Genomic DNA, 22,486 nt, shown 5'->3' with positions numbered 1-22,486 from the left:
AAGGCATATTATTCGGATGCGGGATCAGTAGTCGAGGTCGTGACAGTGGAGCCCGACATCGAGTGGACCCGTTTGACCGCGATCCGGCGCCGAAAGCTGCCCTGATCGTCCACTCAGCGATGTGAACTTGCTGTGTCAGGGGTGGTGCTGGGCCGCGGCGGTTTCGATGGCGTCGTTGAGGATGAGCAGGTCGTCGACGAGGGATTCGGGATCGGTGGCGGCGCGCTCGAGGTCGGCGACGATGACCTGTCCGTCGGGGTAGCCGGTGGGGCAGGGGTAGGCGGTCAGTGAGGTGGGCAGCGGGTCGAGGTCGATGCCGTACGGAGCGAGGGACAGGATGCCGAGCCCGAGCGGCGCCAGGTCGACCCTCGCTCGCAGGGCACGGAACACCGATCTGGTGTCGATGCGGGCCTGGTCGGCGTTGACCGACGCAGCGGCCGTGCAGAGTAGCTCGACCAACCAGGCGGGGTCGTGGTCGGACAGGAGCTGGGCTGGCTGGTCGGGCCTCCGAGCCGAGAAGGTGGCCTGGCATCCGATGCTGCTGAATTGGGGGTCGTGGCCTAGCACTGCCCTCAGATTGATCAGTTGTCCGGCTTCGGAGTAGTCGGTCTCAGTTCCGCGGTCGAGGTAGGCCTGAACGACGATTCGTGAATCGGGATTTGGGCCGGCCAGCGTGCCGTCATCGTTGGTGTCCCGCATGGCTAGAAGTTCTTGTTCGACGCGGCCAAGGTCAGGCCAAAGGTCGACGTCCATTTCTTCATAGCTCTTCCAGGACAACTTCTCTCCGTAGGGCCCGGCCTCGACCAGGTCCGACAACGCGTCCATGAAGGCCTTCAGCTGTCGAGCCGATGCCGTCCAGTCGAGCACACGTTCGTGACTCAGTACCTGCAGTTTCCAGTCCTCCCTCGTCACATCCACTCCTTCGGAATCGGTACCCATTTCGCTCGAACCTTCCCACGCGTGCGGTCGTCGCTCTGGAATGCCTCGTCGAAGGCTTCGGCGGTCTCCCGTTCCAGGCACCACCACTCGATCGGCCTGCTCATCGCGGAAGTCTGCCGCTTTGCCTGACGCAGTTCACCGTCCAGGCCCGACTTCTCACTCTTGAGATTGGTCCAGAAGTCCTTGAACTCTCCGGTCTCCCCGTCGATGAACTGGGCGTAGCTCCCCTTGGCGTCGATTCCGATCTCGATCGGTTCCCCGCCGCGCACCTCGACGAGGACGGTATCCAACCAGGCTTGCCTGCCGCCGTTCTCGACCTTGTACTCATGGCCGACAAGACTGTCCCCGTGGTCGCGTCCCGACAACCGGGCGGCTAGCTGTTGCACGTAGATCTCGTAGATCGCATTGATCGTCCTGCCGAAGCTCCGACCGCCCGGTCCGGCCCACGTTCCGGTCGCAGTGGTCGGGCTGACCGGTTCGGGCGGGCTGGGGATGGTGGTGGCGACGGCTTGGCCGATGCCGGTGTGCAGGTAGATCAGCAGGGATCGGTTCGCCGTCGACACGAGGTCCTGCGCGGAGGTCAATTCTGTGTGTTCCTGGAGGAACGCTTGCAGGGCGGTTCGGCCGCCGGGGTGGCCGGTTCCGGCGAGTACGCCGGTGACGTGTTGGTGGGTCTCGCCGGCGCGTCGGGCGGCTTCGGCGAAGACCTGTGGGTCGAGGGTTCGGGTGGCGTCGTGGAGGAAGATCGCGATCCAGAGGAGTTGCGGGCCCTGGCAGGTGGTGGGTTGGCCGAGTTCGGTGTGCCAGGTGCCGTCGCCGGGTGGTTCGCCGGCGCCGTTGGTGCCGATCCAGTCGCTGACGCCGTGATGCCCGGCGGTCTGGCATTCGGCCGCCGCCGAAAGGTGGCGGGCTGCATCGAGATAGCCGGTGGTGGCCTGGGCGGGTTCGGTCCAGCTGGAGCCGGCGAGGGTGTCGGTGACGGCGGCCGCGAGTTGGTCGAGGCGGGTCCGGGCGAGGTCGTGCCAGGCGAGGGCGGGCAGGCCGTGCAGGGCGGCGCGCAGGGCGTCGGCCATCCGGTGCACGGTCGAGGACACCACGGCATTCTCCGGGCAGCCGCCCACGGCGATCAACGACCCGTCCGGTTGGGCTATCGTTCGGCAGGTGTCAGTTGCAGCAGACCTTGTAGCTCCCGTCCGACTCCGGGAGCGGTGACGAAAATGATCACTCGCATGACGGAGTTGTTCGTCCGGACCCTGCGTGAGGACCCGGCGGACGCCGAGGTGCCCAGCCACCGCTGGCTGGTCCGGGCCGGCTACATCCGGCGGACCGCGCCGGGCATCTACTCCTGGCTGCCGCTCGGCTACAAGGTGCTGCGGAAGGTCGAGGCCGTCGTCCGCGAGGAGATGGACGCGATGGGTGCCCAGGAGGTGCACCTGCCCGCGCTGCTGCCGCGGGAACCGTACGAGGCGACGAACCGGTGGACCGAGTACGGCCCGAACCTGTTCCGGCTGAAGGACCGGCGCGGCAACGACATGCTGCTCGGCCCGACCCACGAGGAGATCTTCGCCCTGGTGGTGAAGGACCTCTGCTCGTCGTACAAGGATCTGCCGCTGTCGCTCTACCAGATCCAGACGAAGTACCGCGACGAGGCGCGGCCGCGGGCCGGCATCCTGCGCGGGCGCGAGTTCGTGATGAAGGACTCGTACTCCTTCGACCTCGACGACAGCGGCCTGCAGAAGTCGTACGACGCGCACCGCGATGCGTACATCAAGATCTTCAACCGGCTCGGCCTGCAGTACGAGATCGTCTCCGCCATGTCCGGCGCGATGGGCGGCTCGGCGAGCGAGGAGTTCCTCGGCATCGCGGAGAACGGGGAGGACACGTTCGTTCGTTCGCCCGGTGGCTACGCCGCGAACGTCGAGGCGGTCCGGATCGCCCCCGCCGAGCCGATCCCTTACGACGACGCCCCGGCCGCCCACGTCGAGGACACCCCGGACACGCCGACCATCGAGACGCTGGTCGCGGTGGCCAACGAGCGGGTGCCCCGCCCGGACCGGCCGTGGCAGGCGAGCGACACGCTGAAGAACGTCGTGCTGATGGTCACCGAGCCGGACGGCAAGACCCGCTACCCGCTGGTGATCGGGATCCCGGGTGATCGTGAGGTGGACGCCAAGCGGCTGGAGGCGCAGCTGGAGCCGGCCACTGCGGTGCCGTTCGGCGAGGCCGACTTCGCCGCCCACCCCGGTCTGGTCAAGGGCTACATCGGCCCCGGCGCGCTCGGCGAGAACTCGGTGACCAAGATCAAATACCTGGTCGACCCGCGGGTCGGGACCGGCACCCGCTGGGTGACCGGCGCCGACCAACCGGGCAAGCACGTTTTCGATCTTGTCTGCGGCCGCGACTTCACCCCGGACGGCACGATCGACGTCGCCGACATCCGCGAGGGCGATCCCTCGCCCGACGGCTCCGGTCCACTGCACCTGGCCCGCGGCATCGAGCTCGGCCACATCTTCCAACTGGGCAAGAAGTACGCCGAGGCACTCGGCCTGCAGGTCCTTGATCAGAACGGGAAGCTGACCACGGTGACCATGGGTTCGTACGGCGTCGGGGTGTCCCGTGCCGTCGCCGCGGTGGCCGAGGACACCAGCGACGAGAAGGGCCTGGCCTGGCCGCCCGAGATCGCTCCGTACCGGGTGCACGTCGTGGCCGCCGGCAAGGGCACCGAGATCGCCGAGTACGCCCACGAGCTGGCCACCCGGCTGGACGAGGCTGGCATCGAGGTGCTGCTCGATGACCGCAACGTCAGCCCGGGTGTGAAGTTCGCGGACTCGGAGATCCTCGGCATGCCGACGATCGTCGTGGTCGGCCGCGGCCTGGCCGACGGCATGATCGAGGTCCGGGACCGCCGGTCCGGGGAGCGCTCCGACATCGCGGTCGCGGACGCGCTGGGTCATCTGCTCGCCCTCATTCGTGAGGGCAGCGCCGCGGACCTTCTCGTCTGAACCTTTCAGTGTTGCTTCACGACGGCCTCCAGCTGTCACTGCTCGGGGTCGCACTGTTGATCTTGGTCGCCTTCGCGGCCGGCTGGATCGACTCCGTGGTCGGCGGCGGCGGTCTGCTGCAGCTGCCGGCCCTGCTGATCGGCCTGCCGGACAGCCAGCCGGCGGCGATCCTCGGCACCAACAAGCTGTCCAGCGTCTGGGGTACGGCGGTCGCCTCGATCACGTACGCGATCAAGGTCAGGCCGGACTGGCGGACGATCATCCCGCTGGTGATCACGTCCGGCCTGGGCGCGGCCGGCGGCGCGATGGTCGCGCAGTACCTGCCGAAGTCGATCTTCACGCCGATCGTGCTGGTCGCGCTGATCGGCGTCGGGATCTTCACCTGGCGACGGCCCAAGCTGGGCATGACCAACGAGCGCAAGCACTCCGGAGCCCAGCACTACGGCCGGGCCGCGGCGATCGGGCTCGGCATCGGCTGCTACGACGGGCTGATCGGCCCGGGCACCGGCGCGTTCTTCGTGATCTTGCTGGTCAGCCTGCTCGGGTACGGCTTCCTGGAGGCCAGCGCCAAGGCCCGGATCGCCAACCTGACCACCAACATCGGCGCGATCATCGTCTTCGGGGTGCACGGCCAGCTGATCTGGCAGCTCGGCCTGGCGATGGGGGCCGCCAACCTGCTCGGCGGGCTGCTCGGTGCCCGGATGGCGATCCGTGGCGGGAACGAGTTCGTCCGCCGGGTGTTCCTGCTGGTGGTGCTGGCGCTGGTGATCAAGCTCGGCTACGACACCGTCGTGCAGTTCGTCCCCGGCCTCGGCTGATCATCGTCGCCGCCTCGAACCGGGGCACCAGGTCCGGTCAGCCCATCCGGCTGGTCAACGTCGATCGCAGCCAGCGTCCCGCCTTCCCGACGGCCTCGTCGGCCACCGGGGTCTTTCCGGCCCCCATCTGGAACGTGTGCAGCTGGCCGGCGTACTCCTCGAGCCGCACCTGCACCCCGGCTTCCAGCAGCCGGCCGGCCAGCCGGCGGCTGTCGTCGAGGCAGGCCTCCTCGGTGCCGACCTGGAGATAGACCGGCGGCAGGTCGCGGAGGTCGGCGTGGATCGGCGCGGCCAGCGGATCGTGCGGAGCGGCACCGGCGAGGTAGCCGGCGCCGAGCTGCCGGACCAGGTCGCGGGTGAAGAAGGGATCCGTGCCGGTGTCGTACGAGTCGCCGGTGGCCTCCAGGTCGACCCAGGCCGAGATCAGCATCAGCCCGGCCGGCGCCGGCAGTCCTTCGTCGCGGGCCCGGACCGCCAGGGCCAGCGCCAGCCCGGCACCGCAGGAGTCGCCGGTGACCGCGACCCGGGTCTCGCCCCGGTCGAGCAGCCATCGGTACGCCGCGGTGACCGTGTCGAGCTGGCTCGGGAAGACGTGCTCCGGGACCAGTCCGTACTCAGCGGCGAAGGTGGCGGCGCCGGCGGCCTCGGCCAGCCGGCCGAACAACCGCCGGTGGGTCTGGGTGGAGCCGCCGACGAAACCGCCGCCGTGGATGGCCAGCACCGCGGCGCCGGGCAGCGGGTCCGGCGGTCGCAGCCAGCGCCCGGCCGGGTCGCCGGTGAGCTCGGTCTCGATCGTGTCCGGGTCGGCGCCGAGGTCCTCCCAGACGGGATCCTGGCCGGCGGCGATCGCGGTCCAGAGTGCGCGGTTGGGATCTTCGGTCGTGGTCGTCATGAAGGTCAGACCGCGGCCCGACCGGGAAGGAATCGGTCAGGGCTCGACGTAGCCGGGCCAGCTGAGCAGCGGGCCGCCCCAGCCGGCCGCGGCCGTGCTGGTCGAGCGGAGGGTGGCGACGGCCAGCTCACGGTCCTCGGCGGAGTCGGCGGCGGCGACCCACTGGCCGCAGAACGGCAGCAGGGCGGTCTCCAGCGTCATGATCAACTTCGCCGCCGACGCCGGGTCGGTCGGCCGCACCGGGAGGTCGTAGGCCGGCGCCGCGGGCGGGACGTCGGCGGACGCCTCGACGAGTTCTTCGATCAGCCGGTCGCGCAGGCTGCGGTGCTCCCGCAGCGCGGTCGCGGCCCGTTCGAACCGGTCCTCGGTCAAGTGCCCGATCGCCGTCTGATAGCCGTACGCCACCGCGTGCAGCTGATCGACCATGGCCTTCCGGGCCTGCTCCGGCTCGACCGCCTGGACCGGGCGGTGCGGCCCCGGCTTCGGCGCCTTGGCCGGGCCGGCGCCCTTCGTGGAGGCGCCCTGCTGCCGGAGCGCCTGGCCGTACCCGTCGGCCGCGGCCGCGAGCGACGCCCAGAACAGCGCCGTCACCGACTCCGCGGCGGCGGCCCGCTCGGCGTACTGGCCGGCCGCGGCGGTCTCGCCTGCGGCGAGCTCCTTGAGACCGCCCGGCAGCGCCGCCTTGGTCGGCTTCGGGGTCGGCCGCGGGCTGCCGCCGGAGGTCGGCCGGCCGGTCGGTTCCGGTGCGGTGAGGGCGGCCAGGTGCAGCTGGTGGCCGGCCGCGGCGGCGGTCAGGATCGCGGTGAGCGGGCGGCCGAGGTCGTCCCCGCCGGCCTTCAGCAGCGACCGGGCCTGCCGGGCCAGCTGCTCCTCGACCTTCGCCGCGGCGGCGCCGCCGGCGAAGACCGGCGGCTGGGTCGGTGCCGGCTCCGGCCCCGTGGTCGGCTCGACCGGTGCCTTGGCGTCGCACCCGATCACGGCACCGCCGAGAACGCCGAATCCGGCCAGCAACACGGCGCGCCGGGGCAACGGTGGGTTCATCGGGTTGGTCCCCTGCGTCAGAAAACTACGGGTGTCATGGAACAATGCCTGGTCAGCGAAACTGCGGCCCGCATTATCGGCACTTCAACATATCAATCGAACGGAGCTGGGGGATGAAGGACGTCCACATCGAGCAGTTACTGACCCCCGTGCTCGCGGAACACGGCCTGGAACTCGAGGCCGTCGAGATCGTGCCGGCCGGCAAGCGTCGGCTGCTCCGGCTGGTGGTCGACGGCGACGGACCCGAGGGAACCGGTCCGTTGCTCGACGACATTGCCGAGGCGACCAAGGCCGTGTCGGCCACCCTCGACGCCGACGACGCGGCCGGCGCGGCGCCGTACACGCTCGAAGTCACGTCGCGCGGCGTCTCCCGTCCGCTCACCCTGCCCCGGCACTGGCGGCGCAACGCCGGCCGGCTGGTCCGGGTGAACAACGCCGACGGCACCGAAATCACGGGCAGAATCACCGAAGTCGAGGACGATCAGGTCCTACTGGCGACAGAATCGGAACAGATTTCGGTACGTTTTGCCGATATCGGTAAGGCGCTGGTTCAGGTCGAGCTGAATCGTGCCGAGGAGGATTGACGTGGACATCGACATTTCCGTACTGCGATTGCTGGAGCGGGAGAAGGACATCCCGTTCGACGTTCTGGCAGCCGCGATCGAGGAAGCCCTGCTGTCCGCGTACGACAAGACCGACGGCGCCGTTCCGGGAGCGCGGGTCGACCTGAACCGCAAGACCGGGCACGTCAACGTGATGGTCCCCGAGCTGGACGACGACGGCACCAAGGTCGGCGAGTACGACAGCACGCCGGAGGGCTTCGGCCGGGTCGCCGCGTCCACCGCGCGCCAGGTGATCATGCAGCGGCTGCGGGACGCCGAGGACGAACAGAAGTACGGCCATTTCTCCGGCGTCGAGGGCGACATCGTGTCCGGCGTCGTCCAACAGGGCAGCGACACCCGGACCGTGCTGGTCGACCTGGGCAAGATCGAGGCGATCATGCCGCTGGCCGAGCAGGTGCCGGGCGAGTCGTACTCCCACGGCACCCGGCTCCGGGTCTACGTGGTCTCGGTCCGCAAGGAGGTCCGCGGGCCGCAGGTCGTCGTGTCGCGGACCCATCCCGGGCTGGTCGAGAAGCTGTTCCGGATGGAGGTGCCGGAGATCGCCGACGGGACCGTCGAGATCAAGGCCGTCGCCCGCGAGGCCGGCCACCGGAGCAAGATCGCCGTGGTCAGCAACAATCACGAGGTCAGCGCGAAGGGCGCCTGCATCGGCCCGATGGGGCAGCGGGTGCGTGCCGTCATGCACGAGCTGAACGAGGAGAAGATCGACATCATCGACTACTCCCCGGACCCCGCGACGTTCGTCGGTCACGCACTGTCGCCGGCCAAGGTCTCCTCGGTCACCGTGGTCGACGAGAGTCAGCGCGCCGCGCGGGTCGTGGTGCCGGACTACCAGCTGTCGTTGGCGATCGGCCGGGAGGGCCAGAACGCCCGGCTCGCCGCCAGGCTGACCGGCTGGCGGATCGACATCCGCTCCGACACCGAGCCGGTCAAGGAACAGGCTTGAGCCCAGCGGACCGACCGCTGCTGCTCCTGCTCGCCGGGCGACCCGGCACCGGCAAGACCACCCTGGCCACCCGGCTGGCCCGCGAATTCGATGCCGGGTACGTCCGCGTCGACGCGATCGAGACCGCCCTGCTGCGGACCGGGACCGTCGCGCCGCCGGTCGGCCCGATCGGCTACGCGATCGCGTACGAGATCGCCCTCGGGATGCTCCGGCTCGGCCGCCCGGTCGTCGTCGACGCGGTGAACCCGGTCCCGGAGGCGCGGGCCGGCTGGCTGTCCCTGGCCGAGGTGGCCCGGCCGGTCTTCCTGGAGACGGTCGTCGCCGACCCGGCCGAACACCGGCGCCGGGTCACCGACCGCCGCCCCGATCTCGCCGGCCAGTCCGTACCGACCTGGGACGACGTCCTCACCGGCGACTACGAACCCTGGGACGAGACCCGGGACGGCCCGCGCCACTTGATCGACACCACCGACTCCGAACAGGCTGCCCGCACCGCTGTCCGTCTGCTGTCGACCAGTTGATCGGCTCAGCCGGCTCGCAGTTCGACGTGGAGGAGTGAGCCAAGCTCCGTCACCAGGGCACGGGCATGGACCAGATCGATCTCTCCCGGCACCGGTTCGGCCCCTCCGGTGCGAACTCCTTCGGCCAGAGCATCGAGAAGCAGTGAGCGGGCCAGGGTGGATTCGGGAAGGTGCCGGTCCTTGGCCGCCCGCGCGAGCTGTTCGTACTCTTCGTCGTTGAGTCGGACCTGCAAGGTACGGGTTCGCCCGTGCCCGCGGGTCATCCGCGTGCCGGGTCGGATCGGCGCATCGCGGTCGGCCTCGATCGCGTCGGACTCTTCGGTGAGCAGCTGATCGATGGTCTGTTTTCCCTTGGTCATGATCACTCCTGATCTCCGTACAGCCGAAGGTCGCGGTCCTCGGTGCGCCAGCCGTTGGCCCCATATTCCACGCCGTCCTCGGTGACCACGATCACCGTGACGACGTGGCCAGCCGTTTGGGACCAGCCGATGACTCTCGTGCCCTTGCCGGACCTGCTCGCCGGGTCGGGATCGATCACCAGCCGGTTGGGGTCCATGAGGGCTTCGTTGGCCATGATGACGCTGATCCCGTGTCGAGCCCGCATGTAGTCGGCTCGATGAGTCCAGTCAACATCGTCGAACATGAACGAACTATACTACAACGTAATACGGTCAGAAAGGGCGATCGCATGCCGTCGGCAATGTTCGAGCGCGCTACGGTGACGCGGTGAGTGATCCGGTTCGGACCTGCATCGGCTGCCGTCGGCGTACGGAGAAGCAGACGATGCTGCGGGTCGTCTGGTCCGACGGACGGGTGATCTTTGACGAGCGCCAGGCCGCCCCGGGTCGCGGGGCCTACCTGCATCCGGATCCGAAGTGTCTGGCCCAGGCGGCGAAGAAGCGCGCCTTCGGGCGGGCGCTCCGGATCGAGGGGATCGGCGCCGACCAGCTCGCCGGGCTCACCCTTCCGGCCGACTGACCGGGTTCCGACACCCGGGTCGCGCCGAGGGCACCCGCTTAGGCAGATGCGTACGCTTGGGCATAGAGTAAGTGCTCGGCCGTACGGCCAGCTATCACCTGCCTGCCCGAGACCGGGCGGGCAACCAGCCGAAGCGTGGGCCCTGAGGCACGTCGTGCACCGGGACACCCGCGTCGAACAGAAGGTGGGCTAACGCTCATGACCACTCGATGAGTACACCTCAATGAGCATGCACGACAACTAGCTGGTCCGCGCCTAGCCCAAGGTCCGGACCGAACGAGGAGAGTAGTGGCTAAGGTCCGGGTCTACGAGCTCGCAAAGGAGCTCGGAGTCGAAAGTAAGGTCGTCCTCAGCACCCTGAAGGACATGGGGGAGTTCGTCCGGTCGGCATCGTCGACCGTCGAGGCCCCGGTCGTCCGTCGGCTGACGGAACGACTGGCGAGCGAACAGCCCGCCAAGAAGGCATCCAAGAAGGCTCCCGCCAAGAAGGCGCCCGAGAGCCCGTCCAAGGAAGAGGCAGTGACGGCCAAGCCTGCCGTGCCGGAGGCGCCCGTCGAGGCGGCCCCCGCGCCTGTCACCCCGCCCGTCGAGGCGGAGAAGAAGCCCGAACCCGTTGCCGAGGCACCGGCTCCGCGTGCGGAGACGCCGCCGGCGGAGACTCCGGCACCGGCCCGACCGACGCCGGGTCCTGCGCCCGCGCGCCCCGAGAACCGCTCGGACAATCGCCCGGAGACGCGCTCGGACAGTCGTCCGGAAACGCGCCCGGACAACCGTCCGGAGACGCGGTCGGACAGTCGCCCGGACACGCGGTCGGACAACCGCCCGGACTCGCGTCCGGACACGCGGTCCGACGGCGCTCCGCGGGAGAACCGGCCTCGGCCGACCCCGCGGCCGGCCCCGGGTCGTGCGCCCGGTCGGCAAGAGGGTCGGCAGGAGGGTCGCGGCGACGGTCCGCGTTCCGACCAGCCGCGTCCGGGTCAGCCGCGCGCACCGCGTCCCGGCTCGACCGGCGGTCTGCCGGGCGGTGCCCGGCCCCGTCCGGGCGGCGGCGCACCGCGCCCCGGTAACAACCCGTTCTCGTCGTCCCAGGGCATGGGGCAGCCGCGCGCTCCGCGGCCCGGCCAGGAAGGCGGCGGTCGCCCCGGCGGTCCGCGTCCGCAGTCCGGCCGGCCCGGCGGTTCGGCTCCGGCCGGTCGCCCCGGTGGTGGCGGCGGCGGTGGCGTTCCCGGCATTCCGCGGCCGAACCCCGCGATGATGCCGAAGCAGTCGTCCGGCCAGCTCGGCGGCGCACCGGCCCGTGGCCGGGGTGGCCCCGGCGGCGGTGGTGGCGGCGGCGGTCGCGGCCGTGGTGGCGCTCCGGGCCGTGGCGGCCCGGGTGGCGGCGGTCCCGGTGGCGGCGGCGCTCCGGGCGGTCCGCCCGCCGGGCGTGGCGGTCGCGGTGGTCGCGGCGGGACCCAGGGTGCCTTCGGGCGTCCGGGCGGTCCGGCCCGACGTGGCCGCAAGTCGCGCAAGCAGCGCAAGCAAGAGTTCAACGAGATGGAGGCCCCGTCGCTCGGTGGCATCCGGGTCCGGCAGGGCGACGGCGAGAAGGTGCGGCTGGCCCGCGGCGCCTCGCTGACCGACCTGGCCGAGAAGATCGGCGCGGATCCGGCAGCCCTGGTGCAGGCGCTGTTCCACCTCGGCGAGATGGTCACGGCCACCCAGTCGGTGCCGGACGAGACGCTGCAGGTGCTCGGTACGGAGCTCAACTACGAGATCGAGGTCGTCTCCCCCGAGGACGAGGACCGCGAGCTGCTGGAGAGCTTCGACATCGAGTTCGGCGAGGACACCGGTGGTGAGGAAGAGCTGGTGGCCCGGCCGCCGGTCGTCACCGTCATGGGTCACGTCGACCACGGCAAGACGAAGCTGCTGGACGCGTTGCGCAAGACCAACGTGGTCGCCGGCGAGGCCGGTGGCATCACCCAGAAGATCGGCGCCTACCAGGTGTCGACCGAGGTCGATGATCAGGATCGCAAGATCACCTTCATCGACACCCCGGGTCACGAGGCGTTCACCGCCATGCGTGCCCGTGGCGCCAAGTCGACCGACATCGCCGTGCTGGTGGTGGCGGCCGACGACGGTGTGATGCCGCAGACGATCGAGGCACTGAACATCGCCCGGGCGGCCGAGGTGCCGGTCGTGGTCGCGGTGAACAAGATCGACAAGCCGGGGGCGGATCCGTCCAAGGTGCGCGGTCAGCTCACCGAGTACGGCCTGGTGCCGGAGGAGTACGGCGGCGACACGATGTTCGTCAACGTCTCCGCGATCACCCGCGACGGCCTGGACGACCTGCTCGAGGCGATCGTGCTGACCGCCGACGCGGCGCTCGACCTGCGTGCCAACGATTCGATGGATTCGCAGGGCATCTCGATCGAAGGTCATCTGGAGACCGGTCGCGGTCCGATCGCCACCGTCCTGGTGCAGCGTGGAACGCTCCGGGTCGGCGACTCGATCGTCGCCGGACCGGCCCACGGCCGCGTCCGCGCCATGATCAACGACGCCGGCGAGTCGGTGAAGGAGGCTCCGCCGTCGATGCCGGTCCAGGTGCTCGGCCTGACCGCGGTGCCCGGCGCCGGTGACTCGTTCCTGGTGGTGTCCGACGACCGTACGGCACGGCAGATCGCCGACCGCCGGTCCGCCCGGCTGCGTGCCGCGGCGCAGGCCGCCGGTGCCCGCCGGAAGACCCTGGACCAGCTGTTCGAGCAGCTGGAGAAGGGCGAGAAGCAGGAACTGAAGCTGATCTTGAAGGGCGACGGTTCCGGCTCGGTCGAGGCTCTGGAAGAGGCGCTGTCCAAGATCGACGTGGGCGACGAGGTCGCACTGCAGGTGATCGACCGCGGTGTCGGTGGCATCACCGAGACCAACGTCAACCTGGCGGCCGCGTTCGACGCGGTGATCATCGGCTTCAACGTCCGGGCCCAGGGCAAGGCGTCGGAACTGGCCGACCGGCTCGGCGTCGACGTCCGCTACTACTCGGTGATCTACGCCGCGATCGACGAGATCGAGGCGGCCCTGAAGGGCATGCTGAAGCCGATCTACGAAGAGGCCCAGCTCGGCCAGGCCGAGATCCGGGAGATCTTCCGGTCGTCCCGGGCCGGCGTCATCGCGGGCTGCATGATCACCAACGGGCTGGTCCGGCGCAACGCGTCGGCTCGCCTGATCCGCGACGGCGTGGTGCTCTCCGAGACCACCATCTCCTCGCTCCGGCGGGAGAAGGACGACGTCACCGAGGTGCGGGAAGGCTTCGAATGCGGCCTCACCCTCGCCAACTACTCGGACATCCGGGTCGGTGACGTGGTGGAGACCTTCGAGATGCGGGAGAAGGAGCGGGTGTGAGCTCGCCGCGGGTACTGAAGCTGGCCGACCAGATCAAGGTGATCGTCGCGGAGATGCTGGAGCGGCGGGTCAAGGACCCGCGGCTCGGCTTCATCACGGTGACCGATGTCCGGTTGACCGGCGACAGCCGGGAGGCGTCCGTCTTCTACACCGTGTACGGCAGCGCCGAGGATCGAGCCGGGACGGCGGCCGCGTTGCGGTCGGCAACCGGCCTGATCCGGTCCCAGGTCGGCAAGCAGCTCGGCCTGCGGTTCGCACCGACGCTGGCGTTCATCGAGGACGCGGTGCCGGAGACGGCCCGCCAGATCGACGATCTGCTGGCCCAGGCCAAGGCCGGCGACGCCGAGGTGGCGGAGCGGGCGGCCGGGGCCAGCTACGCCGGCGACCCGGATCCGTACAAGCACGCCGATGACGAGACCGAAGACGAGGGCTGAGGCCGGCGGCGCCTCCGGGACCACCGGCTCGGGCTTGGTGATCATCGACAAGCCTGGTGGCTTGACCTCGCACCAGGTGGTCGCCCGGGTGCGCCGGCTGGCCGGCACCCGCCGGGTCGGCCACGCCGGGACGCTCGATCCGATGGCGACCGGCGTGCTGGTGATCGGGATCAACCGGGCCACCCGGCTGCTCGGCCACCTCACCGCGACGATCAAGCGCTACACGGCGACGATCCGGCTCGGTGTCAGTACGGTGACCGACGACGCCGACGGCGAGGTGGTCGGCCGGCTCGGCGCCGTCGACCCGGCGCCGGACCGGATCGCGGCCGCGATGGCCCGGCTCACCGGCGACATCCAGCAGGTGCCCAGCGCGGTGTCGGCGATCAAGATCAACGGCGTCCGTTCCTACACCCGGGTCCGGGAGGGCCAGACGGTGGAGCTCGCCGCGCGGCCGGTCCGGGTCTCGGAGTTCGCCCTGCTGGACCGACGTGATCATCACGACGTGACCGGGCTGGCCCTGGTCGACCTGGACGTCGCGGTGGAGTGCACCGCCGGCACCTACATCCGGGCCCTGGCCCGCGACCTCGGCGCCGCCCTGGGCACCGGCGGGCACCTGACCGCGTTGCGCCGGACCGCGGTCGGCACGTTCACCGAGGACCGGTCGCAGACCCTCGAGTCCGCCGAGGCGGACGGGCTGCAGGTGATCGGGATCGATCAGGTCGCGGCCGAGCAGTTCCCGACCCGGACCCTGGACGCCGACCAGGCCGAAGCGGTCCGGCACGGCCGCCGGCTGACGGGGCTGGCGTTGCCGGCCGACCCAACGGCCGTGCTGGCCGAGGACGGCCGCTTCCTGGCGCTCTACCGGCCGGCCGGTCCGGACGCCGTCGCTGATGCCGTTTTCGTCGACTGACAGGACTCCGATGCCGTACGAGCCGCCCGAGGGCGCCCCGCGCTGGCAGAGCGCGGCCCATCGACTGGTCAACGCGACCTGGTTCCAGAACCTGATCGTCGCGGTGATCCTCGCGAACGCGGTCACCATCGGGATCCACACGTACCGCGACCTGCCGGCCGGGGTGTACCGGGCGATCGAGCTGATCGACTACGGGTTCCTCGGCATCTTCGTGATCGAACTGGTGCTCCGGTTCGTGTCGTACGGTCTCAATCCGCGCCGCTTCTTCCGCGATCCGTGGAACGTGTTCGACACGCTCGTCGTCGGCGCGGCCTTCGTGCCGGGGCTGTCCAGCAACACCACCGCGCTGCGGCTGATCCGGCTGCTCCGGGTGGTCCGGCTGCTCCGGCTGATGCCCGACGTGCACGTCCTGATGGACGGGCTGCGCCGCGCCGCCGGCCCCGCGGCGAGCCTGCTCGCGCTGACCGGGCTGCTCTGCTTCATCTACGCGATCATCGGCAACCTGCTCTTCGGCGACGTCGCGCCGCAGTACTTCGGCAACCTCGGCGAGGGCGTGCTCACCCTGTTCACGCTGCTCACCCTGGAGGGCTGGAACTCGGTGCTGTACGACCTCCGCGCGGTGTCGCCGTGGGGGCTGCCGTACACGATCTCGTTCGTCCTGATCGGCACCTATGTGGTGATCAATCTCGTCGTCGGCGTGGTGATCAACAGCCTGGACGAGGCGTACCGGAACCGGGTCGACGAGCGGGCCGAGACCAAGGACCTGACCGACACGATCCACGGTCTCCGCAAGGCCCTGGACGAGCTGGAGGCGAAGCTGGCCGACACCGGCCTGACGAAGGACGCGACGGTCGGCACCGACGAACTCCGGCATCGCTTCACCGACCACCCGATCGACCGGTCCCCGGCCACCGACGGGGCTTCAGGACAGGATGGGAGACTTACCGAGTGAGCGACGGCAGCGTCATCATCATCGGAAACTTCGACGGCGTGCATCGAGGTCACGTCGCGCTGATCAAGGCTGCGCGGGAGGCCGAGCCGGGCGCGAAGGTCATCGCCGTCACGTTCTGGCCGCATCCCTGGGTGATCCATCACCCGGAGCGGGTGCCGCCGCTGCTGACCACGCTGAACCGGCGGATCGAGCTGCTCCGCGCCGCCGGGGTCGACGAGGTCGTGGTCGTCGACTACACCCACGAACTGTCCCGGCAGACGCCGGCCGAGTTCGTCGACGGGACCCTCCGGCCGCTGGCGCCGGTGCGGATCGTGGTCGGCGAGAACTTCCGGTTCGGCCGCGACAACAGCGGCGACGTCGGCACCCTGGCCGACCTGGCCGGCGGTGACTTCAAGGTGCAGGTCGTGCAGCTGGTCGGTGACGCCTCCGCGCCCAACTCGGCGACCTTGATCAGGCAGGCGGTCGCGGACGGTGACCTGGAACGGTTCCGTGAGCTGAGCGATCAGGTGTTCCGGTTCTCCGGGGTCGTCATCGAGGGCGATCACCGCGGCCGGGAGCTGGGCTTCCCGACCGCGAACGTCGCCGTCGACCCGACGCTGGCCGTACCCGCCGACGGGGTCTATGCGGGTTGGGTGACCCGGCTGGACATCCCGTCGCCGCGCTGGCCGGCCGCGATCTCGGTCGGCACCAACCCGACCTTCGACGGTGTCGAGCGTCGGATCGAGGCGTACGTGCTGGACCGGACCGACCTCGAGCTGTACGGCATCGAGATCGCGATCGACTTCGACCGGCGGATCCGCGGCCAGGTGAAGTACGAGGGTCGCGAGGCGCTGATCGTCCAGATGCATCGCGACGTCGAGCAGATCCGCGAACTCCTCGCCGCCCAGCGGACCTGACCCGCCCGAGTGAATTTCCGCCGCGAGTAACCGGCGGAAATCCACCGACGAACGCGTGCCTCAGGCGGGCGGCAACCGCACCGTGACGATCAGGCCGCCGGCCGGTCGGGCGATCAGGTCCAGCGTCCCGTCGTGGGCGCGGACGATGCTGTTGACGATGGCCAGGCCGAGGCCGACCCCGGCGTAGTTTTCGGTCCGGGCCCGGTCGGTGCCGCGCTGGAAGGGTTCGAGGAGCGTGGGCAGCAGGGTCGAGGGGACCGGCTCTCCCGTGTTCTCGACCCGTACCACCCGGCCGTCCTCGTGCGCGGCGGTGTGGACCGTCACGGTGCCGCCCTCGGGCAGGTTGTGCACGATCGCGTTCTGGACCAGGTTGGTCACCATCCGCAGCAGCAGCGCCGCCGAGCCGACGGTCCGGCTCGGTTCGCCGGTGACCTCGAGCGCGACCTGGCGTTCCTCGGCGAGCGGCAGCAGGGTCTCGGCGGCTTCCTCGGCGAGCAGCGACAGGTCGACGGACTCGGTGGTGAAGAGCTTGCGGTCGCTCCGGTTGAGCAGCAACAGGCCTTCGGTGAGGTCGATCGCGCGGGTGTTGACCGTGTGCAGGCGATCGATCAGCTCGCCCTGATCCGCGGGACCGGCCCGGGCGACCTCGATCAGGGTCTGCGAGATGGCCAGCGGGGTCCGCAGCTCGTGGGAGGCGTTCGCGGCGAACCGCTGCTGCTCGGTGACGTGTGCCTCGAGCTGTTCGAGCATGCCGTCGAACGCGTCCGCCAGTTCGCGGAACTCGTCCTTCCGGCCCGGCAGCCGGATCCGGCGCGACAGCGAGGCGTCCGTGGTCTGCCGGACGGCCTTGGTGATCTGGTCCAGCGGGGCGAGCATCCGGCCGGCCAGGACCCAGCCGCCGAGCAGGCCGAACACGAGCAGGAACGCCATCACGATGCTCGCGGTCGGCAGCATCACGCCGACCATCAGCCGGAGCGCCGTCAGCACGTCGCCGTTGATCATCATGCGACCCGGGTCGATGCCGGTCGGGGTGGTGGCGACGCCCTCGGGTCCGTACCGGAGCAGCAGGACCCAGACGACGACGAGCACCATGAACCCGGCCAGCATCAGGAGGCCGGCGTAGCTGAGGGTGAGCTTGAGCCGGACGCTCAGACCGGGCCGTCTATCCATCGGCGGCGCCGGGGTCCCCCGGACCCGTGTCGATGCGGTACCCGACGCCGGCCACGGTGGCGATCACCCAGGGCTCGCCGAGCCGTTTGCGGAGGGCCGAGACGGTGATCCGGACGGCGTTGGTGAACGGGTCGGCGTTCTCGTCCCAGGCCCGCTCCAGCAGCTCCTCGGCGCTGACCACGCCGCCCTCCGCCGCGACCAGCACCTCGAGCACCGCGAACTGCTTCCGGGTCAGCGCGACGTAGCGGCCGTCCCGGTACACCTCGCGCCGGAACGGATCCAGCCGCAGGCCGGCGATCTCGCGCACCGGGGGCCGGCTGTGCACTCGCCGGCGGTCCAGCGCCCGCAACCGGAGCACCAGCTCGCGCAGTTCGAACGGCTTGGTCAGGTAGTCGTCGGCGCCCAGTTCGAACCCGGTGGCCTTGTCGTCGATCCGGTCGGCCGCCGTGAGCATCAGGATCGGCATCCCGCTGCCGGACGCGACGATCCGCCGGGCGACCTCGTCGCCGGAGGGGCCGGGGATGTCACGGTCGAGCACGGCCAGGTCGTACGAGTTGATCGAGAGCAGTTCCAGCGCGGTGTCGCCGTCACCCGCGATGTCGGCCGCGATCGCCTCCAGCCGCAGTCCGTCCCGGACCGCCTCGGCCAGGTAGGGCTCGTCCTCCACGATCAGCACACGCATGTCTGAAGCCTAGGCATCCGCGGCTATCGCGGACGTATCCGCGGCGGTGTGCCGTTCGCCGCGTCGGTGCCGCGGGTCCTCGCTCGGGTTCGCGTACAGGGGCGGGTTGCCGTAGCGGGCCGCCTCCGGCCGCAGCTCGAAATGCCACGGTTCGTTGCGGTAGACCCGGCACAGCCCGTACCGGGTGCCGTGCTCGGCCAGCCAGGCCGCGGCCGCCACCGGACCGACGTCGACCGCCTGGCCCGCCACGTGCGCCGACGTCTCGGGCGTCGCCACCCAGCGGGCCGCCTCCTCCCGTGACCCGAGCCGCTCGATCGCGTTCTCGAGCAGCCGCAACTGGCGCGCAGGGGACCGCCAGCCGCCGTTGATCCGGAGCCCGATGCCGTGCAGCGCCGCGGCCCGGGCGGCCCGGCGCAGCGCCTTGAGCAGGTCCCGGTCCAGCCCGCGCACCGCCGGTACGTCGGCGTACACCGACACCGACGTTCCGTCCGGGATCACGCCGTCCGCCTCGCCCACCACGACCTCGACCGTGGCTGTCCGTGCGCTCTGGTCCATGCCTCAACTGAAGCCGGGGAGCCGTTGTGGCGGCGTATCCGGTTTTCGATACGCGCACGATATTTCACTGCAGGGCGGCGGCCCAGTCGTGGTGCAGGGCGGTCAGCCGGGCGACCTCGTCGGGTCGTTCGGCGGCAAGATCATGCTGCTCGCCGGGGTCGCTGCGGAGATCGTACAGGCTGGTGCCGTGGCCCGGCTCGGCCCGCTCGACGGTCCGGATTCCCTGTGCCCGTGGGGATTCGCCGTCGCACCAGCGCAGCTTGAGCCCACCGGCCCGGACCGCCCACTGGAAGTCGCAGTCCCAGTGCAGGACGCGATCATGATCACCGTCGGCGCCGGCCAGTGCGGGACCAAGATCAACTCCGTCCGACTGGGCGACGATCTCGGGCGCCGCTCCGGCGGCTCCGACCAGGGTCGGCAGCAGGTCCAGCGAGCTGACCGGTGCATCGAGGGTACGGCCGCCGGACCAGTTGCCGCCCGGCCAGCGGACCAGGTACGGGACCCGGATGCCGCCCTCCCAGAGCGTGTACTTGGAACCGCGCAGCGGGGTGTTGTCGCCGTAGTTGCAGGGCGAACCGCCGTTGTCGGTCAGGTAGACCACGATCGTGTCGTCGGCCAGGCCGAGCCGTTCCAGCCGGTCTAGCAGCCGCCCGATCTCGCGGTCCATCAGCTCCAGCTGGGCCAGATAGTAGTCCCGGCCATGATCGAGATTCGGCGTGATCGAACCGTCGTACCAGTCGGCATAACCTTGATCATCCGCGTCGTGCCAGTCGGCCCGGACCGGCAGGCCACGGGCGGCCAGCTCGTCCTCCGGCAGCTGCCAGCAGAAGTTGTGTACGGCGTTGAACGCGATCATGGTGAAGAACGGCTGCTCGGACTCGGCCTCGATGAACGCGCCCGCCCGGCGGCCCAGCTCCTCGGTCAGAAACCCCTCCAGCTCGACCTCGGTGTCGCCGGTCAGCATCGGCTGCACCGCCATCCGCCAGCTCGCCTCGGGACCGTACTCCTCGACCGCCGCCGCCGAGTGGTGCAGGTAGTTGAGCCGGCCCTGCTGCTTCCCGGCCAGCCCGTAGTACGTCTCGTCGAAGCCGTGGTGCGGCGGGCAGGCCCGGTCGCCGACATCCTCCGGGCCGTAGTGCACCTTGCCGAAGTAGCCGGTCCGGTAGCCGAGCGCGCCGAGCCGCTCGGCCAGGCTCGGCAGATGATCACCGAACCGGGAATCGTTGAACCAGTGGGCACCCCAGCGCTGCTGGTAGTGACCGGTGATCAGCCCGGCCCGGGACGGGCTGCAGATCGGGGCACTGACATAGCCGTTGGTGCAGTCCACGCCGGTCGCCGCGAGCCGGTCCAGCGCCGGAGTGCGTACCTGTTGATCATGGCCGAGATAGCCGCGGTCGGCGTAACCATGATCATCGGAGACGATCAGGACGATGTTCGGGCGACCGGTCACAGTTCCTCCACCTCGAGTTCCTTGGCGATCCGCTCCACATCGTCGGTACGGAAGCGCGCCGGGCCGGGGATCAGGGCGTTCGCCGTGCCGGCCCCGGTGCCGCGCCGCAACGCCGTCGGCAGATCCGTGCCCTCGTCGAGCGCGCCGAGCAGCCCGCCGAGGAACGAGTCCCCGCTGCCGACCGGGAAGCTGCCGCGCTCCGGTGACGCCGCGACCCGCCAGCGGCCCTGCCCGTCCGTCGCGACCGCCCCGTGCTCGCCGTCGGTGATCACGACCGCGCCGCCGGTGCGCTGCCGTACCGCCTCGGCCCGTTCCACCAGATCGCCCTCCGGCGCCACCTCCAGCAGTTCGGCGGCCTCGTACCGGTTGATCTTGACCAGCTCCGGCCGAGCGGTGATCGCGGCTGCCAGCGCCGGTCCGTGGGTGTCCACCGCGACCCGTACCCCGGCGTCGGCGGCCAGCCGGACCAACTGGGTCAACGCCTCCGGCGGCAGGCCCCGCGGCGCGCTCCCGGTGATCGCCAGCCAGCCCGGCCGGCGGCCCAGCGACGTACCGAGTTGATCATGGAAGGTCTGCCAGACCTCCGCCGGCACCGGCTCCGCCCGTGGATAGAGCTCGGTCAGCCGGCCGGTGTCCGCCGCCGCGATCGACACGCAGGTCCGGGTCTCCGCCGGCGTCGCGACCATGATCACCGAGACCCCCTCGGCGAGCAGGCGCTCCGCGAGATAGTCGCCGGTAGCGCCGCCGAGCAGTGCCACGATCTCCACCTGCGCCCCCAACGCGGCGGCCGCCCGGGCCAGGTTGAGCGACTTCCCGCCCGCACACCGAACCACCTCGCCCGGACGGTGAATCGTTCCCGGCTCCAGCCGATCGACCAGATAGGTCAGGTCGAGCGACGGGCTCAGGCCGGCGACGGTGATCACGCGAGCACTCTACTCACCGCCGACCGGTGATCGCGTGGGTCTCGAACCGGCCGCGCGCCCCTTGCCTGGGTAGCGCGGCGACCGAACTCGCCGCCTACGTGCCGACGGGAACCGTGGCGGTCCGGGCGAGCAACCGCGGGCTTCCGAGCACCGAGGTCTGTCCCGTGATCAGTGAAAGCTGGTCGCCCTCCGGAGGGGTGAGGTCGCGAGTGGCACAGAATTGCACTTCAACGCGTTCTGAGATCGATTTCCCGTCGACCTGAGCGCGTTGAAGTGCAGATCTGTGTCACTCGGCCTCCGATTCCCGCTTCCGCTCCGCGCGCCAGCGCGCCATGGGTCAGCCGCGGGGCACGGGTTGCGGATACTCCGTGTGCCGGTCCTCGTTGAACAGGCGCCGGTAGAAGCTGAAGGTGCGCCAGGCGGTTGCCGCGTGGCGGGTCAGGATCCCGACGGCGACGGGCGGCAGGCCGTCGGGGAGGTCGCCCTCGGCACACCGCCGGACGAACTCGGCCCGGACTCGCCAGTCCTGGCCGGGGGCCTTCGGGTCGGGCACGCCGCAGACGGCGACGGCCAGCCAGTGCACCAACCGCTGGGCGGCGTAGTCGGCGTCGCTGGTGGCGATGGTCGCGAGGAAGTCGCGCTCCGGTTCCGTCACCTCGAACCGCGGCGAGGTGGCCAGCCCGAAGTCGGTGACGTAGAGCCGGTTGCCGCAGCTGCGCATGTTGCCGAGCTGCCCGTCCAGATGCAGCAACTCCCGGCTACGCAGGAACTCCGTGACCTCGAACAGCTGAGACTCGAAGAGCTCCGCCTTGGCGAGCGGATCCTCCCGCAGCCAGTCCGTCACCGGGTACGGCAGCAACTCGCTGAACAGGACGAGGCTGTGGGTCGCGGCGCGCAGTGCCTCCAGCCGGGCCCGTACGGCGGGCGAACCGTCCAGCTCGGCGACCAGGTCCTCCAGCTCCGCGGGGCCGGCACTGAGCGGCGGCCGGCCCGGCAGCACCCGCCAGTGGTGCAGCAGCGGGAAGGCCTGAGTCTCCCCGGCCAGCACGCCGTCGGTGATGATCAAGTTCGCGGCCAGTTCGCGCCAGGCGTTGAGTGACGGACCGCCGAAGCCGAACCGGGTGACGGTGGGTACGCCGAAGAAGAAGTGACAGACCAGCGGCAGGTCGAACAGGTTCGCCGTCGACCGCGGATGCGCCAGCTCCAGGTCGGTCAGTGGGATCCGCTTGACGAACACCGCGGCGCCTGCGACCTCGACGGCCGCCGATCCGCCGGGCCCGGCCAGCTCCGCGAGCTCGGCATCGCTGCGTGCGGCGAGGTGGTCGGAGACTGCTCGATGACGGATCCGCCGGGTCTCCCACTCCATCCCGTTGATCATG

The 22,486-nt window shown here is 70.4% G+C and carries 23 protein-coding genes; 11 read left to right on the top strand and 12 right to left on the bottom strand.

Features of this window, described 5'->3' with window-relative positions:
- Nucleotides 1-135: 135 nt before the first annotated feature.
- Both ACFQU4_RS12965 and ACFQU4_RS12960 read right to left on the bottom strand, forming a co-directional pair.
- Nucleotides 136-939 (bottom strand): hypothetical protein, encoded by an 804-nt coding sequence (locus tag ACFQU4_RS12965; protein ID WP_377492151.1) that lies wholly within the window; start codon nt 937-939, stop codon nt 136-138.
- Nucleotides 909-2,012 (bottom strand): hypothetical protein, encoded by a 1,104-nt coding sequence (locus ACFQU4_RS12960; RefSeq protein WP_377492148.1) that lies wholly within the window; start codon nt 2,010-2,012, stop codon nt 909-911. Before ACFQU4_RS12960 ends, ACFQU4_RS12965 begins: the two co-directional genes overlap by 31 nt.
- A 156-nt stretch (nt 2,013-2,168) precedes the next feature.
- Between ACFQU4_RS12960 and ACFQU4_RS12955 the strand changes: the two genes are divergently transcribed.
- Both ACFQU4_RS12955 and ACFQU4_RS12950 read left to right on the top strand, forming a co-directional pair.
- Nucleotides 2,169-3,941 (top strand): proline--tRNA ligase, encoded by a 1,773-nt coding sequence (locus tag ACFQU4_RS12955; protein ID WP_377492145.1) that lies wholly within the window; start codon nt 2,169-2,171, stop codon nt 3,939-3,941.
- 11 nt (nt 3,942-3,952) lie between these two features.
- Nucleotides 3,953-4,759 (top strand): TSUP family transporter, encoded by an 807-nt coding sequence (locus ACFQU4_RS12950; protein ID WP_377492142.1) that lies wholly within the window; start codon nt 3,953-3,955, stop codon nt 4,757-4,759.
- A 37-nt stretch (nt 4,760-4,796) separates the two neighbouring features.
- Here ACFQU4_RS12950 and ACFQU4_RS12945 read toward each other — a convergent pair whose 3' ends face one another.
- Nucleotides 4,797-5,651, bottom strand: coding sequence for an alpha/beta hydrolase (locus ACFQU4_RS12945; RefSeq protein WP_377492139.1), 855 nt, complete (start codon nt 5,649-5,651; stop codon nt 4,797-4,799).
- 36 nt (nt 5,652-5,687) lie between these two features.
- Entirely contained in the window at nt 5,688-6,692 is a 1,005-nt protein-coding gene (locus tag ACFQU4_RS12940; RefSeq protein ID WP_377492136.1) for a ferritin-like domain-containing protein, read from the bottom strand.
- Between the two features lie 113 nt (nt 6,693-6,805).
- On the opposite strand from ACFQU4_RS12940, the gene rimP reads away from it, so the two are divergent.
- Genes rimP through ACFQU4_RS12925 form a run of 3 tightly spaced genes read left to right on the top strand, consistent with a single transcriptional unit; the run spans nt 6,806 to nt 8,782 of the window.
- Entirely contained in the window at nt 6,806-7,276 is a 471-nt protein-coding gene (rimP, locus tag ACFQU4_RS12935) for a ribosome maturation factor RimP (RefSeq protein WP_377492133.1), read from the top strand.
- Between the two features lies 1 nt (nt 7,277).
- Complete coding sequence (gene nusA / locus ACFQU4_RS12930) at nt 7,278-8,261, top strand: transcription termination factor NusA (protein WP_377492130.1); 984 nt, start codon at nt 7,278-7,280, stop codon at nt 8,259-8,261.
- Nucleotides 8,258-8,782: an AAA family ATPase gene (locus ACFQU4_RS12925; protein WP_377492127.1), complete on the top strand. Its 525-nt coding sequence runs from the start codon at nt 8,258-8,260 to the stop codon at nt 8,780-8,782. The genes nusA and ACFQU4_RS12925 overlap by 4 nt, the downstream gene beginning before the upstream one ends.
- Nucleotides 8,783-8,787: 5 nt before the next feature.
- On the opposite strand, the gene ACFQU4_RS12920 is transcribed toward ACFQU4_RS12925, so the two are convergent.
- Both ACFQU4_RS12920 and ACFQU4_RS12915 read right to left on the bottom strand, forming a co-directional pair.
- Nucleotides 8,788-9,147, bottom strand: coding sequence for a hypothetical protein (locus tag ACFQU4_RS12920; RefSeq protein WP_377492125.1), 360 nt, complete (start codon nt 9,145-9,147; stop codon nt 8,788-8,790).
- Nucleotides 9,144-9,425: a hypothetical protein gene (locus ACFQU4_RS12915; protein WP_377492123.1), complete on the bottom strand. Its 282-nt coding sequence runs from the start codon at nt 9,423-9,425 to the stop codon at nt 9,144-9,146. The genes ACFQU4_RS12920 and ACFQU4_RS12915 overlap by 4 nt, the downstream gene beginning before the upstream one ends.
- Before the next feature lie 83 nt (nt 9,426-9,508).
- Here ACFQU4_RS12915 and ACFQU4_RS12910 point away from each other — a divergent pair, with 83 nt between their 5' ends.
- From ACFQU4_RS12910 to ACFQU4_RS12885, 6 genes are all read left to right on the top strand, one after another.
- Nucleotides 9,509-9,760, top strand: a complete 252-nt coding sequence (locus tag ACFQU4_RS12910) for a YlxR family protein (RefSeq protein WP_377492120.1) — start codon at nt 9,509-9,511, stop codon at nt 9,758-9,760.
- Between the two features lie 288 nt (nt 9,761-10,048).
- Nucleotides 10,049-13,135 carry a translation initiation factor IF-2 gene (infB, locus tag ACFQU4_RS12905; protein ID WP_377492117.1) on the top strand — a complete coding sequence of 1,029 codons (3,087 nt, stop codon included), beginning with the start codon at nt 10,049-10,051 and terminating at the stop codon, nt 13,133-13,135.
- Complete coding sequence (gene rbfA, locus ACFQU4_RS12900; RefSeq protein WP_377492114.1) at nt 13,132-13,569, top strand: 30S ribosome-binding factor RbfA; 438 nt, start codon at nt 13,132-13,134, stop codon at nt 13,567-13,569. The genes infB and rbfA overlap by 4 nt, the downstream gene beginning before the upstream one ends.
- On the top strand, nt 13,544-14,479 hold the full coding sequence (truB, locus tag ACFQU4_RS12895) for a tRNA pseudouridine(55) synthase TruB (protein ID WP_377492110.1): 936 nt from the start codon (nt 13,544-13,546) through the stop codon (nt 14,477-14,479). The genes rbfA and truB overlap by 26 nt, the downstream gene beginning before the upstream one ends.
- 10 nt (nt 14,480-14,489) lie before the next feature.
- Nucleotides 14,490-15,431 carry an ion transporter gene (locus ACFQU4_RS12890; RefSeq protein ID WP_377492106.1) on the top strand — a complete coding sequence of 314 codons (942 nt, stop codon included), beginning with the start codon at nt 14,490-14,492 and terminating at the stop codon, nt 15,429-15,431.
- Nucleotides 15,428-16,327 (top strand): bifunctional riboflavin kinase/FAD synthetase, encoded by a 900-nt coding sequence (locus tag ACFQU4_RS12885; RefSeq protein WP_377492103.1) that lies wholly within the window; start codon nt 15,428-15,430, stop codon nt 16,325-16,327. Before ACFQU4_RS12890 ends, ACFQU4_RS12885 begins: the two co-directional genes overlap by 4 nt.
- Before the next feature lie 60 nt (nt 16,328-16,387).
- Here the strand turns inward: ACFQU4_RS12885 and ACFQU4_RS12880 are convergent, their stop codons facing one another.
- The 6 genes from ACFQU4_RS12880 to ACFQU4_RS12855 form a co-directional block, all read right to left on the bottom strand.
- Nucleotides 16,388-17,497, bottom strand: coding sequence for a sensor histidine kinase (locus tag ACFQU4_RS12880; RefSeq protein WP_377492100.1), 1,110 nt, complete (start codon nt 17,495-17,497; stop codon nt 16,388-16,390).
- Nucleotides 17,490-18,179: a response regulator transcription factor gene (locus ACFQU4_RS12875; RefSeq protein ID WP_377492098.1), complete on the bottom strand. Its 690-nt coding sequence runs from the start codon at nt 18,177-18,179 to the stop codon at nt 17,490-17,492. Before ACFQU4_RS12875 ends, ACFQU4_RS12880 begins: the two co-directional genes overlap by 8 nt.
- A 9-nt stretch (nt 18,180-18,188) precedes the next feature.
- Entirely contained in the window at nt 18,189-18,734 is a 546-nt protein-coding gene (locus ACFQU4_RS12870; protein WP_377492095.1) for a D-alanyl-D-alanine carboxypeptidase family protein, read from the bottom strand.
- A 64-nt stretch (nt 18,735-18,798) separates the two neighbouring features.
- Nucleotides 18,799-20,184, bottom strand: a complete 1,386-nt coding sequence (locus ACFQU4_RS12865) for a sulfatase (RefSeq protein ID WP_377492092.1) — start codon at nt 20,182-20,184, stop codon at nt 18,799-18,801.
- Nucleotides 20,181-21,107 carry a 1-phosphofructokinase family hexose kinase gene (locus ACFQU4_RS12860; protein WP_377492090.1) on the bottom strand — a complete coding sequence of 309 codons (927 nt, stop codon included), beginning with the start codon at nt 21,105-21,107 and terminating at the stop codon, nt 20,181-20,183. Before ACFQU4_RS12860 ends, ACFQU4_RS12865 begins: the two co-directional genes overlap by 4 nt.
- 337 nt (nt 21,108-21,444) lie before the next feature.
- Complete coding sequence (locus ACFQU4_RS12855; protein ID WP_377492087.1) at nt 21,445-22,485, bottom strand: hypothetical protein; 1,041 nt, start codon at nt 22,483-22,485, stop codon at nt 21,445-21,447.
- Nucleotide 22,486: the final 1 nt, after the last annotated feature.

Source organism: Microlunatus sp. GCM10028923 (genome assembly GCF_042666975.1).
Taxonomy (GTDB): Bacteria; Actinomycetota; Actinomycetes; order Propionibacteriales; family Propionibacteriaceae; genus Microlunatus.
The sequence above is the reverse complement of the archived record's forward strand: the minus strand, read 5'-3'. Positions and strand labels throughout refer to the sequence as shown.